The 14982-nt window shown below is 64.2% G+C and carries 17 protein-coding genes; 5 read left to right on the top strand and 12 right to left on the bottom strand.

The genetic code is table 11. The annotated features are described in order from the left end of the window. Positions 1-206: 206 nt before the first annotated feature. The 3 genes from ACQS5P_RS09090 (at position 207) to ACQS5P_RS09080 (ending at position 3853) form a co-directional block, all read left to right on the top strand. Positions 207-1016, top strand: a complete 810-nt coding sequence (locus ACQS5P_RS09090; RefSeq protein ID WP_428940578.1) for a calcium-binding protein — start codon at positions 207-209, stop codon at positions 1014-1016. 173 nt (positions 1017-1189) lie between these two features. Beyond that, positions 1190-2752 (top strand): DUF5060 domain-containing protein, encoded by a 1563-nt coding sequence (locus ACQS5P_RS09085; RefSeq protein WP_428941010.1) that lies wholly within the window; start codon positions 1190-1192, stop codon positions 2750-2752. Positions 2753-2857: 105 nt separating this feature from the next. Then, the gene (locus ACQS5P_RS09080; protein WP_428940577.1) at positions 2858-3853 is read left to right on the top strand and encodes a sugar phosphate isomerase/epimerase family protein; all 996 of its coding nucleotides are present in this window, start codon (positions 2858-2860) and stop codon (positions 3851-3853) included. 64 nt (positions 3854-3917) lie between these two features. Here the strand turns inward: ACQS5P_RS09080 and ACQS5P_RS09075 are convergent, their stop codons facing one another. Further along, on the bottom strand, positions 3918-4499 hold the full coding sequence (locus ACQS5P_RS09075; protein ID WP_428940576.1) for a hypothetical protein: 582 nt from the start codon (positions 4497-4499) through the stop codon (positions 3918-3920). Positions 4500-4544: 45 nt separating this feature from the next. Between ACQS5P_RS09075 and ACQS5P_RS09070 the strand changes: the two genes are divergently transcribed. After that, positions 4545-5126, top strand: coding sequence for an ATP/GTP-binding protein (locus ACQS5P_RS09070; RefSeq protein WP_428940575.1), 582 nt, complete (start codon positions 4545-4547; stop codon positions 5124-5126). Positions 5127-5221: 95 nt separating this feature from the next. On the opposite strand, the gene argH is transcribed toward ACQS5P_RS09070, so the two are convergent. From argH to ACQS5P_RS09020, 10 genes are all read right to left on the bottom strand, one after another. Next, positions 5222-6685, bottom strand: coding sequence for an argininosuccinate lyase (gene argH / locus ACQS5P_RS09065; protein ID WP_428940574.1), 1464 nt, complete (start codon positions 6683-6685; stop codon positions 5222-5224). Positions 6686-6852: 167 nt separating this feature from the next. Beyond that, positions 6853-7107: a hypothetical protein gene (locus ACQS5P_RS09060; protein ID WP_428940573.1), complete on the bottom strand. Its 255-nt coding sequence runs from the start codon at positions 7105-7107 to the stop codon at positions 6853-6855. Then, the gene (locus ACQS5P_RS09055; RefSeq protein ID WP_428940572.1) at positions 7104-7535 is read right to left on the bottom strand and encodes a hypothetical protein; all 432 of its coding nucleotides are present in this window, start codon (positions 7533-7535) and stop codon (positions 7104-7106) included. Before ACQS5P_RS09055 ends, ACQS5P_RS09060 begins: the two co-directional genes overlap by 4 nt. Further along, complete coding sequence (locus tag ACQS5P_RS09050) at positions 7532-7804, bottom strand: hypothetical protein (RefSeq protein ID WP_428940571.1); 273 nt, start codon at positions 7802-7804, stop codon at positions 7532-7534. Before ACQS5P_RS09050 ends, ACQS5P_RS09055 begins: the two co-directional genes overlap by 4 nt. 25 nt (positions 7805-7829) lie before the next feature. Then, positions 7830-8474 (bottom strand): hypothetical protein, encoded by a 645-nt coding sequence (locus ACQS5P_RS09045; RefSeq protein WP_428940570.1) that lies wholly within the window; start codon positions 8472-8474, stop codon positions 7830-7832. Between the two features lie 118 nt (positions 8475-8592). Next, a complete protein-coding gene (locus tag ACQS5P_RS09040; protein WP_428940569.1) occupies positions 8593-9729 on the bottom strand; it encodes an SU10 major capsid protein in 1137 nt (378 codons plus the stop codon). 78 nt (positions 9730-9807) lie between these two features. After that, the gene (locus ACQS5P_RS09035; protein ID WP_428940568.1) at positions 9808-10005 is read right to left on the bottom strand and encodes a hypothetical protein; all 198 of its coding nucleotides are present in this window, start codon (positions 10003-10005) and stop codon (positions 9808-9810) included. Positions 10006-10089: 84 nt separating this feature from the next. Further along, a complete protein-coding gene (locus tag ACQS5P_RS09030; protein ID WP_428940567.1) occupies positions 10090-11778 on the bottom strand; it encodes a hypothetical protein in 1689 nt (562 codons plus the stop codon). 307 nt (positions 11779-12085) lie between these two features. Then, entirely contained in the window at positions 12086-12886 is an 801-nt protein-coding gene (locus ACQS5P_RS09025) for a PhzF family phenazine biosynthesis protein (protein WP_428941009.1), read from the bottom strand. Further along, the gene (locus ACQS5P_RS09020; protein WP_428940566.1) at positions 12883-13296 is read right to left on the bottom strand and encodes a hypothetical protein; all 414 of its coding nucleotides are present in this window, start codon (positions 13294-13296) and stop codon (positions 12883-12885) included. Before ACQS5P_RS09020 ends, ACQS5P_RS09025 begins: the two co-directional genes overlap by 4 nt. Positions 13297-13521: 225 nt before the next feature. Here ACQS5P_RS09020 and ACQS5P_RS09015 point away from each other — a divergent pair, with 225 nt between their 5' ends. Next, positions 13522-14649 (top strand): redoxin family protein, encoded by a 1128-nt coding sequence (locus ACQS5P_RS09015; RefSeq protein ID WP_428940565.1) that lies wholly within the window; start codon positions 13522-13524, stop codon positions 14647-14649. A gap of 24 nt (positions 14650-14673) precedes the next feature. On the opposite strand, the gene ACQS5P_RS09010 is transcribed toward ACQS5P_RS09015, so the two are convergent. Then, entirely contained in the window at positions 14674-14976 is a 303-nt protein-coding gene (locus ACQS5P_RS09010) for a MazG nucleotide pyrophosphohydrolase domain-containing protein (RefSeq protein WP_428940564.1), read from the bottom strand. Between the last annotated feature and the right edge of the window lie 6 nt (positions 14977-14982).

Genomic DNA, 14982 nt, shown 5'->3' with positions numbered 1-14982 from the left:
CCGCCGGCTCGATTCGTGAACCCCGGTTCTTTCCGGATTCACGGGAAATCTGCACGGCAGGAATCTGACGATGCCAGCAGCACCCGGAACACCGCCCTTCACCGGCCGTAATATTGGTTGCGTTTGACAGCGGCGTGGCCGATACTTCGCCGCGGGCCGGTTGTGCCACACCCTTGACGAGCACCACACTGAGAGGAGACCTGCGCGTGACGAACCGCAACGCCCCCACAGCGACTTTCGCGCAACCCGTTTTCGCAGCGATCGAGGACCTGGAACCGCGCCGGCTGCTGTCGGCGACAATCGTCGGCTCCGTCCTGCACGTCAACGGCACGTCCAAGGGCGACAACATCACCCTGGCGCTGAATCCCAGGATCACCACGCGACTGGATGTCACGATCAATCGCAGCTCCTGGGCCTTTCACCTTCCGGACATCACGATGATCCGGGTGAACGGGGCCGGCGGCAATGATCGCATCGTCTTCGACCTGCGCAACGGCGCGATCCGCACGACCAGCTTCATCTACGGCAGCGGCGGAAACGACAGCATCGTCGGCGGCGCCGGACGCGACCGCATCGTCGGCAACGCGGGGCTGGATACGATCTTCGGCGGCGCGGGTCACGACCTGCTCTACGGCGGGCTGGACGACGACCGCATTCTGGGCGAAACCGGACGTGACTTCATTCGCGGCGACAGCGGCAACGACTGGCTGGAAGGAAACAAGGACAACGACATTCTCGAAGGCTCGGCGGGCGATGACATCCTCTGGGGCCAGGAAGCGCACGACCGCCTCGACGGCGGCGCGGGATTGGACTCGATCTCCGGCGGCGGAGAGAACGACACGATCTTCGGCGGCGACGACAACGACGTGCTCAACGGAGACTCGGGGGATGACAGCATTCGCGGCGGCGCGGGCGATGACATGCTCTCCGGCGACGACGGCGTCGATGAGCTGTGGGGTGACGACGGCAACGACACCTTCTTCGGGACCGATGATGACCCGGAGAAGAAGGACTAGCCACCGATCACAGATTGGGGATTGCGGATCGCCGGGCGTGGAAGACGTGCCCGAGCGGTTCGATCATGTCGATTCACCTTGCTCGGCCGCCGGGCGGTCGTGCGGCTTGATTTGCCGGCGGGAAGCGCGAACATAGCAGCATGCGGAATGCGGCCTGCGGTCTGGCGGCGTGGATGAGTTGTGTGCTGGCAGCAATCGTTTGCTCTGCGCCGGCGGCTTTGGCCCAGACTCTGCCAGCCACCGGGCAGTCGCAGGTCCAGCCCGCCGTCGAGCAGTGGGATATCTTCGAGCTTGTGCTGCCCGGGTCCACCGAGGGCAATCCGTTTGATGTGCAACTGTCGGCGAAGTTCACGCTCGGGCAGCGCGCGATCGAGGCGCGCGGATTCTACGACGGCCAGGGCGTATGGCGCGTGCGCTTCATGCCGCCGGAGCCGGGTGTCTGGACTTACCAGACCAGCAGCGACTTGCCTGAGCTTTCCGGACGACGCGGACAATTCACCTGCACCAAAGCCTCGACCCCCGGCAATCACGGGCCGGTCGTGGTGCGCAACACGTATCACTTCGCCTACGCCGACGGCACCCCGTATCATCCGATCACTACCACGCTGTACGGCTGGGTGAACCAGCAGTCCGAAGCGCTTCAGGAGCAGACGCTGGAGTCGTTGCGGCAACTGCCGTTCAATCGCATCCGGATGATGGTGCTGCCGATCGCCTGGGGCCGGGACAACGTTCCCCGCTTCTTTCCGTTCCAGCAGAATGAAGATCAGAGCTGGGACTTTTCGCGATTCGACCCCCGATTCTTCCAGGCTATTGAGAAACGGCTGGGACAACTGCGCGACATGGGGATCGAGGCGGAGCTGATCCTGTTCCACAACCGTGACGGCGGACGAACCGGCTTTGACCGCATGCCGGAATCGGCCGACGACCGCTACGTGCGCTACGTTGTCGCCCGCTTCTCGGCGTACCGGAACGTCTGGTGGTCGCTGGCCAACGAGTTCGACGCCATTCGCACCAAGCGCGATGCCGACTGGGACCGCTTCTTCCAGATCATCCAAAGCGAAGATCCTTACGGGCACCTGCGCTCGGTGCACCAGATGCGACGATACTACGACTTCTTCAAGCCCTGGGTCACACACCTGAGCGTGCAGAGCGAACTGGGCGTGACCGGTTTTGGCCGGCCGGTGATCTACAGGCAACTCAGCCGAAAGCCTGTGATCTTCGACGAGCCGAAATACGAGGGAGACATCCCCGACGGCTGGGGCCGGCTCAGCGGCGAAGAGATGGTTTACCGCTTCTGGGTAGCGACGGTGGGCGGGACGTATGCGGCCCACGGAGAGACCTTCGCCAGCGAGCCGGGGGTGCGATGGATCTCGCGCGGCGGCAAGCTGGTCGGCCAAAGCCCCCAGCGCATCGCGTTCCTTAAGCAGATTCTGGCCAGCGCGCCGGCGGAAGGACTCACGCCCATCGAGCCGCAGGACGAAACCCAGGGCATGGCCGGGCAGTACGGGCAGTACTACCTGATCTATTTCGGCAAGTCCTCGCCAACGGAGTGGACCTTGCAGCTTCCGCGCGGGCGGATCCGCTCCGCAACCCGGTTCCGAATTGACGTGCTGGACACGTGGAACATGACGATCACGCCGCTGGAGCAGGTCGCGACGATTGGCGAAGAACCACCGTTGAAGATCAAGCTGCCCGGCAAACCGTACATCGCGCTGCGCATTCAGCGAATCGATTGATCGCGGCGGCGAAATACCGGGCCGCAGACGCAGCCTTGCGGACGCGACGGCTTGGTTTAGGGCTGTGGGGTTCATGCTCAAGGCAATCTGTTTGGAGGTGCAACCATGGAATTGCAGCAGCGGGAAGTGAGTCGCCGGCAGGTGCTGGCGTCGGCGATCGGGTTGGCGGCGGGCTTATCGCCAGCGATGCAGTGGCTGATGGCGCAGGAGCCGGCGACCGCTCCGCTCGCTGCCGACGCGCCGGCCACGGCGCCCGCGCCGCGCGCCAACAAGCGGTTCAAAGTCGCCGGCGATGACCTGTTCCTCAACAACCGCCGGCAGAACATTCAGGCGTTCACGATCGCAAAAAAGGCGGGGCTGGACGGCGTGAGCGTGGACATGGGGAGCATGAAAAGGCTGCCGGATGGCAGCCGCGAGTTCACCAACAAGCTGCGCGACCCGGCCGTGCGGCAGCAGTTCCTGGAAGCCTCGCGCGCCACGGGCGTGGAAATCGCTTCCCTGGCGTTCTTCGCGATGTATGCCTGGGTCTTTCCCGATCTGCCCAAGCCTGTCGAGATGGCCGAGGAGTGGGTGGACACGCTGGTGAAGATGAACGTGAAGGTGGGGATGATGCCGCTGATGGCCAAAGACGGCACGCTGGCCGAGCCGGAACATGCCGGCGTGTGGAAGCGAACTGTCGAGATCTTCAGGAAGGTCGCGCCACAGGCGGAAAAGGCGGGCGTGATCCTGGGCGTCGAGTCGAACCTCGACGGCGACGGGTATCGGCGGTTCCTGGACGACGTCGGCTCGCCCAACGTGCAGGCCTACTACAACCCGGGGCGCGCGCTGGAGTTCAAATATGATGCGTACAAGGACATCCGCGATCTGGGCAAGGACCGCATCTGCGCGCTGCACCTGGAGCAGGGTTCGGTTCCGCCGGAAACCTTCGAGCGCCGGCTTGGCGATGGGCTGATCGACTTCCGCAAGCTCCGTGAGGCGCTGCTGGAGATCGGCTGGGGCGGCTGGATGAGCATCGCCCGCTCACGCCTGAAAGGCACGACCAGCGCCGAAACGAACATGCTGGCCAATGCCAAGTTCGTGCACGAGATTTTCCCGGAGTAAGGCGGGTGGAGATGGTTGACTGTTGAATGTGGGCTGGGGATTGGGGATGGCCGCCGTCCGACGATCAATCGCTTTGCACAAGCGCATCGAGCCGGGCGCACGTCTGCTCCTCGGCCACCGTCCACCAGATCTGCTTGTGATGGTGCAGTAAACAGACGACCCGGCGGCGGGGGAAGGCGATTGCGAAGTCGCTCTGCTGGAGCATTTCCAGCAGGCGCGTCACGAGATGCTCGAGCAGCTCCGATTCATCCTGCGCAAACTCGATGGCGGCGGCGGTGGTGCGGCGCTGAAGCAGCCCCGGATCGATCCCGATATGCTCCAGCACCGCTGGCATCCAGTCTTTGCTGCCGAAGTCCAGCTCGTAGGCCCAGTGACTGGCGGGCATGACCCAGATTCGACCGGGGAAGATGTCCTGCCAGGCGCCGACGAGCAGTCGCGCCAGGTTCGACTCGTACGGCTGGGGAACCTGCCGGGTGAGTGGCCGCGCCTCGGGGCGGATGGTTTGGTCGGGCGGGCCGACCCACCCGATCGAATACGTGCGCACGTCGGCGGGAAAGCCGAACGCGCCGCTGTTGTAGTACAGGCTGCGGAGCTTCAGCTCGCGCATCTGCTCAAGGACGATCGGATAGTCGATGATCCAGGGCATGGACGCTGATTCACCCCATTCTGCGGCCAAGCTACACTGATGGCAATGTTTCGACGAGTCGTGCTGACCGGCGGGCCGGGGGCGGGAAAGACCGTCGTCTCCCGTCGCATCGCCCAACGCTATCCCGACAGGATCGTGTGCGTCCCTGAAGCCGCCACGCAGGTCTACCAGGCGCTGGGCACGCGCTGGGACCGGCTGGACATCCCGGGCCGGCGGGACGTGCAGCGGCGCATCTATCATCTTCAGGTCGAGCAGGAAAACCGTTTCGCCCGCGAGCATCCGGATAAGGTCCTGCTGCTGGACCGCGGCACGATCGACGGCGCGGCCTACTGGCCCGACGGGCCGGATGCGTATTGGCCGGACCTGGGTTCGTCTCTGCAGCAGGAGCTGGCGCGCTACGACATGGTCATCTGGATGCAGACCTGCGCCGCGATGGGCCTGTACGACGGCCAGGCAAGCAACTTCTGTAGATTCGAAAGCGCCCAAGCCGCCGTCGCCAGCGGCAAGCTCCTGCTTGTGCTGTGGTCTTTACATCCGAACCTCAGGCGCATCGGCGTGTTCGCAAACCTGGAAGACAAAGTACGGGCAGTGGAACAGGTGCTGGCGCCGGAGCTGGCCAGCCGGTAGATGTGCTCAGCTCGGCGGGGCGTTGCGGGATCCAGACGAGAAGTAACAGACAGTTTGAGATTGAGAACATCCGCGCCCAGTGCCCATCTGAGCCTTCACATCCCCAGTCTCTTTTTCCACGCCTGCAGTTGTTCCTCGAAGGGTTTGCCTCCCGCGGCGCCGGCGCTGCGGTAACGCTTCACCACGTTGTGGGCGCCCAGGCACGTATACACTTCATCGCTCAGCACCACCGGCTCGCGGCCGTGGCTGCGAAGGACATCGCTCACTACCCGGTTCATTTCGTCAACGGAAAGCTGCGAGAGCTTGTAGCGGCCGCTCTCCTCACAGCGCTTCACCAGCGTACCGACGATCTGATGCGCGGTGCGGAAAGGAATGCCCTTGGTCACGAGATACTCCGCCAGGCTCGTCGCGTCCAGGAACCCACGGTCCAGCGTCGGCTCGATGTTCTCCTTGACGTACTCGGCGCTGTTGACGATCGCGGCGGCCATGGTCAGGCAACTGCTGACCGTGTCGTAGGCGCGGAAGACGATGCGCTTGTCCTCCTGGAGATCGCGGTTGTAGCCGATGGGCAGCCCTTTGAGGATCGTCATCAGCGCAAACAGGTCGCCATAGACGTTCCCGCACCGCCCGCGGATCAGCTCCAGCATGTCGGGGTTGCGCTTCTGAGGCATCATCGAGCTGCCGGTGGTGTAACGGTCGGCGATCCGGATGAAGCCGAACTCCTGCGACATGTAGATGATCCACTGCTCGGCCCAGCGGGACAGGTGCTGGGCGATCATGGCAAGGCGGAATGTCACGTCGCAGGCAGCGTCGCGAGATGCAGTCAGCTCGATGCTGCTTCGCACCGGTGTGTCCAGCGGATGCTCCCTCACACCGCCATACGGTTCGAGTCCCTCGCACTCGATCGCAGTGACACGGTCCAGAGCAAGAGAAGTGCCTGCGATCGCTCCACTGCCGAGCGGGATCGAATCCAGGTGCTCGAAGAGGTTGCCGATCCGGCATCGATCGCGGTCGAACATGGCGCACCACGCCAACGCCTCCGCGCCCGCACTGATCGGCTGCGCCCGCTGAAGATGCGTGTACGAAGGCATCACGACTGTCTTGGATCGCTCGGCAAGGGCAACAAAGGCCCGGCACAGATCGCCCAGCAGGGAGGTGATCTTGCATGCCGCCCAATTGAGCCACACGAGCAGGTCCGTCGCCACCTGGTCATTCCGGCTCCGCCCCGTATGCAGCTTGCGCCCAGGCTCGCCGATCCGCTTGATCAACTCGGCCTCGATGGCCATGTGGATGTCTTCGTAGGCGATGTCGAACTTGAAGTTTCCGGCCTCGATGTCGCGCTCGATGCTTTTCAGTCCGTCGATGATCGCATCCCGCTCGGCGTCGCTGATCAATCCCACCCTGGCCAGCATGGTCGCGTGGGCGATCGAGCCGGCGATGTCGTGTTTGTACAGCCGCCAGTCGTAGCTGATCGACTCGACAAACTGCTGCGCCAGCGCGTCAGTCGGCTCGGAGATCCGCGCCTGCCAGGATTTCTCGTGTGGTTTGGCTTGGCTCATGTGCCGAATTGTATCCGCAGATGAGCGCAGATGAACGCGGATGGGACTGTGCACCATTCGCGTCCGGCATGAGAGACTCTCGCGCCTGCCGTCCCCGCCCCCGGCGTACCGGGGGAGGGAGAACGGGTGCCTCTGCCTGAGTACGGGCGCAGAGGGGTATCCGTGGCTCAGAACAGCTCGCGCAGGAACCTGCCGACCAGCCGCCGGATCAGGTCGCTTGCGCCAGATGCGATCATCCCCGCGGCCGCTGCTTGCGCCATCGTCTGCTGATATTCGGAATCATCGGCGATCGCGCGGGCGGCCTGCTCGATCAGAATCTCCTGATCAATCGCGGCCGCCAGGTGCGGGTGCTCCTGCTCGAAACGCGACCATTCGCTGCGGATCGCGACGCGCACCTGTTCCTTGAGGTCGATGCTGTTCATGGCGATGTCTCGAATTGCCGGTTGAGCTTGAGCCAGCGAAGCTGTAGGGACTGGAGCCAGATCGCCTGCTGAAGGGCCTGATCGATCGCGGCGAGGTTGCGGCGGTCGATCTCCGCGGCGCGGGCGCTGGCGTCGGAGGCTTCGTGCAGCACATCGATCGCGGCGGCGTAGGCCCGGCGGGCGTCGATCACCCACTGCGGCGTCAACTCGGCACGCTGTCGCACATCGGCATCGAACGCCTCGTCAAGCTGCCGGCGACGCTGCGCGTGATACGACTTGATCAGCTCCGTCTTCTGCTCCAGCGAGCGATGCACTTCGACGACTCCCCGGCGCGACTGCTCCAGCAGGTCCATCTGCACCTGCGCGTATGGCACGCAACCGTGCACCATCACGATCAGCGGCAACAGCAGCGCGATGGTGTTTTTCATGGCCGCTCCTTTCGGATTTCGTCCATGAGCTGCTTCTGGACGGCCGACAGTTCCGTCATGGCCTGGGCGTTGGTGCGGACCACGTCGATGAGCTGATCGAGCTGGACCCGGTCGGCCATGATCCGCGCGTGAGCTTCGTCGATCTGCTCTTCGCGTTGTCGGCTGGTGCGACGTTCCCACAGCCACATGACGCCCATGAACCCGGCGACGCCCAGGTTGGTAAGCTGATCCAGTGCGGGAGAAAGGTCTTGTTGCAGAAGAAGGAGCATGGATTCGGGGGTGAGTGAGATCGTCTCAGGTCCTGATGAGCTTCAGCACGTTCAGCGTGCGTCTGGTGTCGAACACGCCATCACCATCCAGATCGATATCGACGGCGGTGTTGCGCAAGGCGCGACGGTACAGCCGCTCGTACATCTCGGCACGATTCAGCAGCGGCAGCGGTTCGGTGGCGGCGGCGGAGAGGGCGGTGTAGACCAGGTGCAGCGAGCCGAGCACGCAGGGACGGCGAAGCACGTCGCGGTTGAGGATCGACGCCGCGTTCTGTGGCTTCACCCCCGCCGCCTGAAGCAGCAGCTCGCTGACGATTCGCCGCTGCGGCCAGAACGTGCGGATCGCGTAGCCCAGGTTGGAACCGCTGAACGGCGCCCACGGCTGGGCCGGGCCATTGTCAGGGTCAAGGGCCGTGTCGATGACGCTGAGGGTGAGGTTGCTGGCGTCATCCACGGAGACGATCTGGAAGCTGCTGTCGATGGGCGAGCCGATCGTGATCACGTGCTCGGGCGCGATATGGGCATCCAGCAGCGAGCCGGAGGCGATGGTGAAGGTGGTGCCGGCCAGCGTGCCCGTGCCGCTGAGCAGCGTCTGCGCCACGGCCGCCGCGTCGCGCAGCAGGCCAGGCTCCCAGTGCAGAAGGTCGGAGTCGGTGGCGAAGGGTTGCATGGGTGTCTCGAGGGTTGGGGGGTTGTGGAAGATGACAAGGTAACGAGGTGACAAGGTGATGGGTAAGCGCAGGCGTTTGTCACCGTCTCACCCATTCACCTTGTCAGCCTGTCAGGATTCAGGCGGTAAAGCCGGAGATCACGCCGTGGGCGTTTTCGTTGCGCAGCTCCAGGGTGTACTCGCCGATGACCAGCCCGGCCTCGCGGTCGCCGGTGGTTGCCAGCGGCTTGTAGTGGAAGCTTCGCCCGGCCAGCGGCAGCACGTCGATGCGGCTGGAATCCAGCAGCAGGACCGTCCCCGCCGGCACGTAGCGGCTGAGCACGACGCGGCAGACGCCGAAGTCGCTTTCGTAGACGTTGACCAGCGACTTGTACGATTCGCCGTCGGCGGTGAATCGCCGGTTGCTGGCCACGAAGTTGTTGATGGCGCGTTTTTCCGGCCCGCCAACCACGATCAGGTCCACCTGTCCGGCGCTGCCGCTCCAGATGCTGCGCAGCGCCAGGTTCAGCATCTGCTCAGTCAGTGAGGTGCCAGTGGGCAGGTTCTGGCCCGGGACAAAACGGTTGGTGCTGATGAAGGACAACAGCCCTCGCATGGTTCGGCGGATGGTGCTGCTGCCCTGGGGGCTGGCGGCGGGCGCCACGCCGTTGATCAGCGAATTCTCCAGGTCTCGCAGCAGCTCGCGGGCACGCTGATTCTTCTGGTAGTCCAGCTCGTCGCGCAGCCCGATCTGCCGCACGGCAAGTTCCGAGCCGCTGACTTCCACGGTGGCCGAGAAAATCTGCGTGTAGTTTGCCACCCGCTGGCGCGAGGAGAATCGAGCCGCCGAGGCGTCATCGCCCTCCAGCGCGGCATTGCCGAGGATGCGGATAGTCTGCCCGGCGGAAATGGGGCTGGAGGGCGTGTTGCCGTATGCACGGATCACCGTCAGCGCGCCCGTACCTTCGTCCACCGCGCTGACCAGCATGATCTCATCGAAATCCTGGACCGCAAGCTGATCGCCGACGCGGAAACGCGAGGCATTTTCGACGACGATCGTGCTCGATGCGACCGAGACGATCGTATCGGTGTTGGGCAGCAGCGAGTCTTCCAGCCACTCGTGGACCGTGGATCGCGCCGAGCGCGGCGGGTCGCCCAGGGCGTCCAGCAGCGGAGTGTCGTGAGGGGAGTTGATCGCGATCAGATCACTGACGTCTTCGGCGACTTCGGGCAGCGTGGCGCCGGCGGTGTACGTGGCTTTTCCTGTGAAAGGCATGGGATCTCCTTTTCGATTGACGACTTTTGATTCGTGGATTGCGAACTGTGACGATTGGGATCCAGATGCGCAAGCGACTCATCGCAGCGCGCGGCGGAGCTGGAGAAACTCGACCAGCAGCCGACGATTGCGGGTTCGCCTCAGCTCCGACGCCAGACGATGCAGCGCCTGGCGGGGATCCGAGCCGGGGGCGTTGAACGGATCGTCGTTGGCCGGCAGCGGCGTTGCGGGCGGCGACTCGACGGGGACGGCAGCGGGTTCAGCGGTTTCGGACATGAGACCTCCTTTCAAAAAAAACGAGACTTGAAAAACGTGATGAACGGACAGGTTGCGGGGCGCGTCCACCAGCGGCGGGGTCGGCTACAGAATCCCCTCCAGCGGCTCGCGCCATTCGACATGAACGCGGCGCTCCTGGGCAGTTGTCTTAAACACCCCCGCCCGATCCAGCCACGCCAGCGCCAGCTCACAGATCTGCGCGATCGCCTGTCCGTAGGTCAGACGCTTGCGTTGCGTGCGCGCCAGCAGGGCCAGCATCGTCACCCGCAGCGCCGCGGCGCTGGTCAGGTGTCCGATGCGTCCCCGGACGGCGCCGGCGGCGATGGGCGTCACGCCGCTGTGCTTGTCCATCGCCTCGCGAAGCTCCTGCACGTGCAGGTCCTCGCTCGGGCAGCTCGCTTCGCCGCCAAACTCCTCGATGCTGGCCGATTCGTTGTCGGTCATCCACATGCGTCCCGGCGCCACCGGCATGCTGGTGAAGCCTTCGATCCCCTTGCCCAGGTACATCTTGAAGGACTGGAGGACGATGCGATTGGCGCGGTCGGACAGGCGGGTGTTCAGCTCGTCCTGAAGCGGCACCAGCGGCTCAACGTCGCTGGTCCCGCCATATTGAAACGGCACCGGCAGGTTCTGCACGTGAACCAGTGGAATGCGTCCCAGCGAATTGATGCCCTGCGCGACCAGGTGGCCATCTTCGTAGCGCTGCCAGCGGTCGGTGGTGAGCACTTCGACGACGGTGATCGGCTGATCGTGGCAGACGAACGTTTGTGACTGCCCGTTGCTGCCGGAGCTGGCGAGCTGTCCCAGCAGGCGGCGCAGCCATCGCGAGTTGCCGCTGCGGGGGGAGTTGAACGGGACACGCTCGGATCGCTTCAGCTCAAACACCTGAACGAAGGCCCGAAGCCTGCGCCAGTCGGTTGGACAAAGGACGGGCAGAGCCCGCGCCGGTTCGACGATCTCCAGCCGGATGGCCCGTGCAGCACGGGCGATGTCGAACGACGTCGGGGGAATCGCAGCGGGGTGCGGGGCTGCGGCTTCCGCCGACGCCTTCGGCGCGGACTCCGCCGTCGCGGAGGTGCGGAGACGATCACTTGCGTCGGGGCAAGACGACGGAAGCTCGTCTCCGGGGGACGCAGGAGGCGCTGCGTCCCTGGCAGGATCAGGATCTGCGACGCGGATGTCGAGGTCGCGGTCGGTGCGGCTCTGCTCGCGGTTGCCAGGCGCCTGCGGGTCGAATTTGACCAGCACGTCCACGTGGCCGTAGACGGCGCCCAGCAACGCCAGATGCTGGAGGAACACCATCCCGCCATTGTGCTCCAGCACGGCCGCCAGCAGCGATTCGATCTGGGCACGACGGGCCGGGTCGTCGCAGCCGCTGCGGATCGCCACGCCTCGCCCGAACAGAAAATCCACCATCGTGTCGATTCGCCAGCCGATGTCGTTCTCGATGACGACTTCCTTGCGGGCCACATCCTGCACCGGTTGCTGGGCCGGTTCGGATGAGAACGATCCTGCCCCGCCACTCACGCGCACGCCGGTGATGCGTGAGGGCAGGCCCCATTCCTGTCCCTGGCGGTAGGGTCGATCCGAGCCCTGTTCATCGCGCTCGATGCCGCGCGGCAGCAGCGGGTTGCGGTAGTAGGTCCACAGTCTCCGGTAACGGGCGGCCCGCACGCTCAGCAGTTCATCGATTTGACGTCGCAGCTCGTCCGGGGTGATCAACAATTGTTGCGTGTCATCGGCGATCAGGTACTGAATCTGTTGGTAGTGCATCGTGTTGGCTCCACGTCGGCCCGCAGATCAGGACATCGTGCAGGTGTCGTTCACGTCGGTCATACCTGCACGTCACTGTTCACTGCTGCGGCGGAGGTTGCGCCGGATGTGGCGCGGCGGCGCAATGGCGCGCGGTGCGGCGGGATTCCGAGGACAGACAGGCGTTACGGAACGTGCGATTTTTCAGATTTTGTCCAAATGGGGCGTTGCGCGCAGAAGGCGCGCAGCGCGCAACGCCGCGGCGCAGCGCAGCGAAGCCGCAGGATCAGCGCAGCGAAGCCGCAGGATCACATTCGCGCTTGCAGCGTCAAGCGACGATCTGCCCCCGCAGCACGGTCACCGCTTGTCCGCCAAGCAGCGTGCGATCGTTGTTCACAACAGTCACACGGATCACGCCCCCGCGTCGTGACACCTGCCGCGCGAGCAGTTGTGGCTTGCCCAGCCTGTGGCGCCACCATGGTCCCAGGCAGCAATGCGACGATCCGGTCACGGGGTCTTCATCGATGCCGGTCTGCGGGGCAAAGAAACGCGAGACAAAGTCGAACTGCGGATCGGCCGAGCGCGCGGTGACGATCACGCCGCGTGCCGACACACGCGCCAGACGTGCAAAGTCGGGCTTGATCGCGCGCACCTGCTGCTCGGATGGCAGCTCAACCAGAAAATCGAATCTGCTGCGCGCCACGGGAATGCCCGCAGCAAGCCCCAGCGCCGGCAGCAGATCCGGCGGGGGGGAATCGACAGGTGCTGCCGGCGTGGCGGGGAAGTCCATCTCGATCCAGTCGTCGCGCCTGATGCAGGTCAGAAGGCCGCTTTTGGTGTGGAATCGCGCCGGCTCGTGCCCCGCCAGTTGGCCCGTCTCCCACAGCACGTGCGCGGCGGCCAGGGTTGCGTGCCCGCACAGGTCCACTTCGACTGTCGGAGAAAACCAGCGGAGGTTGTAGCCATCGGGGCCGGGATGCACGAACGCCGTCTCCGCCAGGTTCATTTCGGCGGCGACGTTCTGCATCCAGATCTCATCGGCTGGGACATCGAGCAGGCAGACGCCCGCCGGATTGCCCGTAAACGCGCGATCGGTGAACGAATCCACCTGAAAGATGGGGCGATTCATGGTCGTGGCGAGCATTGTGCGCACTGTCCGCAGTCGCCGCCAGTGGATTGCTCCGGGCGGGTCTGATCGCTGCGCTGGTCCTGTTCGCCGACGATATCGCTCAGGTGACAGCGGCGCAGCTTCCGTGCTGCTTCGTGAGTCTCGTGCGGCGGATCCGTTTCATCCTCGTCCGCCGCTGCCGCCGTCGCTGGAGAGTCATAAGCATCGTACACTATCAACGCAGCGTCGGCGGCCAGGTCGGGGTCGGGCAGCAGGTGGCCCAACGGCTCGAACAGTGAAGCGCGCAGCGAGACCACGAACACCGCCAGCTCCACCCCGATCAACGCCGCAAGCAGGCGCTTGAACAGTTCCTGACACATGGCGTGTCCCATCGGCACAATTCCCGTGGTGGCCAGTGGGGTACTCGGCATGCGGTCTTAGTCGGTCCTGGCGGCTCAAAATCACACGGTCGCTATAGAAATGTCCGCTCATTGGAATGGCATGACACGAAAAGAAAGAACATGCTCAAGACCCGCATGGCTCGATCGGAACCGGGCTATCGGCTGTTTACCTGGGTGGATGGGCAGGAGTAGAATGCTCTGATTGTTGCGTGCCGCGTCGGCTCAGACCTCTTGCCCCAATCAACGGAGGCTCCCATGAACACAACCAGACACTTCGCCCGTCGGGTGGGATTGTGCGCGCTGATGAGCTTGTTGGTGGCGATGATTTACGCGCCGCGAGCGGTTCTGGCGCAGGCGCCGGACCAGCCCAATGCCCAGGCGCAGCATCTGCGCGAGGACAAGCCGGTCGTCACGCTCAAACCAGGAGACCCCGCGCCGCCGCTGGCGGTTGGAAAGTGGATCAAGGGCGAGCCTGTAACCCAGTTCGAGAAAGACAAGATCTATGTGATCGAATGCTGGGCGACGTGGTGTGGCCCGTGCGTCGCGGCGATCCCGCACGTCACCGAATTGCAGAAGAAATATGCCAAAGACGGGCTGATCGTGATCGGGCAGAACGTGTGGGAAGAGGACACGTCCAAAGTCGAGCCGTTCGTGAAGAAGATGGGGGACAAGATGGACTACCGGGTGGTGCTCGACGACACGACGGACGGCGGGAGCGGGAAGATGGCCCAGACCTGGCTCGCCGCCGCCGGACAGGATGGCATCCCCTGTTCGTTCATCGTCGGCAAGACCGGCAAGATCGAGTGGATCGGGCATCCGATGGTGATGGAGCCGGTGCTCAAGCAGGTTATCGCCGGCACCTTCGACGCCCAGAAGCAGGCGAAGCTCGATGCCGCCAAGCAGCAACTGGGACAGGATCTGACCCGGGCGATGCGCGCGGGCAACGTCGATCAGGCGCTGAAGGTGATTGACGCCTTCGAGACGCAGAATCCGGAGATGGCGGGCGAGCTGGCGGGAATCCGCTTCCAACTGCTTCTGGAAAAGAAGGACTACGACGCCGCGTACAAGGCCGCCGCCACGGCGGGGCAGGCGTTCAACGACAATCCCCAGGCATTGAATGAAATCTCCTGGATGATTGTGGACACTCCGGGACTGGAGAAGCGGGACCTGGACCTGGCCGAGAAACTGGCCAGCCGCGCCGTGGAGCTGACCGAGCGCGACGACGCGGCCATTCTGGACACGCTGGCGCGCGTCTACTTCGAAAAGGGCAGGATCGACAAGGCGGTCGAGCTACAGACCGAGGCCGTCAGCAAGGCCCCGCAGGAGCAGAAGGGCCAACTGGAGGCAACGCTGGAGAAATACAGGAAGGCCAAGGCGCAATGACTGGGTTGCGGTGAATCGGTCAGTTCATTTGTGCCCCTGTGGCGGCTGGTCGGAAAGGTACTTTTTCGTGATCGCCCGCGCAAGGTCCACATCCGTGATGTTCGCCAGCGTGCACAGCCAGGCGATCACGTCGGCGAACTCTTCCTCGAGATTGGCCCGGTCTTTTTCGGCGTTGCTCAGCGCGGTGGCGAGCTCCCCGACCTCCTCGATGAAATAGGCGAAGGTCTTCGGCCAGCCGCGCTGGCGGTCCACCTTCTCGTATCGCTCGGAGATGTGCCGCTGAAAATCCGCGATCGTCACGGCGCGGTTCGGGTCATCCGTATTCATCCGTTA

This window comes from Fontivita pretiosa (genome assembly GCF_050410795.1).
GTDB lineage: Bacteria > Planctomycetota > Phycisphaerae > Tepidisphaerales > Tepidisphaeraceae > Fontivita > Fontivita pretiosa.
This window is presented reverse-complemented; position numbering and strand designations above follow the sequence as displayed.

Excerpts from the sequence above, each read along its gene's own strand:
- ACQS5P_RS09015 (WP_428940565.1), top strand. The coding sequence starts at position 13,522 with ATGAACACAACCAGACACTTCGCCCGTCGGGTGGGATTGTGCGCGCTG.
- ACQS5P_RS09085 (WP_428941010.1), top strand. The coding sequence starts at position 1,190 with ATGAGTTGTGTGCTGGCAGCAATCGTTTGCTCTGCGCCGGCGGCTTTG.
- ACQS5P_RS09080 (WP_428940577.1), top strand. The coding sequence starts at position 2,858 with ATGGAATTGCAGCAGCGGGAAGTGAGTCGCCGGCAGGTGCTGGCGTCG.
- ACQS5P_RS09030 (WP_428940567.1), bottom strand. The coding sequence starts at position 11,778 with ATGCACTACCAACAGATTCAGTACCTGATCGCCGATGACACGCAACAA.
- ACQS5P_RS09055 (WP_428940572.1), bottom strand. The coding sequence starts at position 7,535 with ATGAAAAACACCATCGCGCTGCTGTTGCCGCTGATCGTGATGGTGCAC.
- ACQS5P_RS09020 (WP_428940566.1), bottom strand. The coding sequence starts at position 13,296 with ATGCCGAGTACCCCACTGGCCACCACGGGAATTGTGCCGATGGGACAC.
- ACQS5P_RS09050 (WP_428940571.1), bottom strand. The coding sequence starts at position 7,804 with ATGCTCCTTCTTCTGCAACAAGACCTTTCTCCCGCACTGGATCAGCTT.
- ACQS5P_RS09010 (WP_428940564.1), bottom strand. The coding sequence starts at position 14,976 with ATGAATACGGATGACCCGAACCGCGCCGTGACGATCGCGGATTTTCAG.
- ACQS5P_RS09035 (WP_428940568.1), bottom strand. The coding sequence starts at position 10,005 with ATGTCCGAAACCGCTGAACCCGCTGCCGTCCCCGTCGAGTCGCCGCCC.
- ACQS5P_RS09040 (WP_428940569.1), bottom strand. The coding sequence starts at position 9,729 with ATGCCTTTCACAGGAAAAGCCACGTACACCGCCGGCGCCACGCTGCCC.
- ACQS5P_RS09045 (WP_428940570.1), bottom strand. The coding sequence starts at position 8,474 with ATGCAACCCTTCGCCACCGACTCCGACCTTCTGCACTGGGAGCCTGGC.
- argH (WP_428940574.1), bottom strand. The coding sequence starts at position 6,685 with ATGAGCCAAGCCAAACCACACGAGAAATCCTGGCAGGCGCGGATCTCC.
- ACQS5P_RS09060 (WP_428940573.1), bottom strand. The coding sequence starts at position 7,107 with ATGAACAGCATCGACCTCAAGGAACAGGTGCGCGTCGCGATCCGCAGC.
- ACQS5P_RS09025 (WP_428941009.1), bottom strand. The coding sequence starts at position 12,886 with ATGAATCGCCCCATCTTTCAGGTGGATTCGTTCACCGATCGCGCGTTT.
- ACQS5P_RS09075 (WP_428940576.1), bottom strand. The coding sequence starts at position 4,499 with ATGCCCTGGATCATCGACTATCCGATCGTCCTTGAGCAGATGCGCGAG.
- ACQS5P_RS09070 (WP_428940575.1), top strand. The coding sequence starts at position 4,545 with ATGTTTCGACGAGTCGTGCTGACCGGCGGGCCGGGGGCGGGAAAGACC.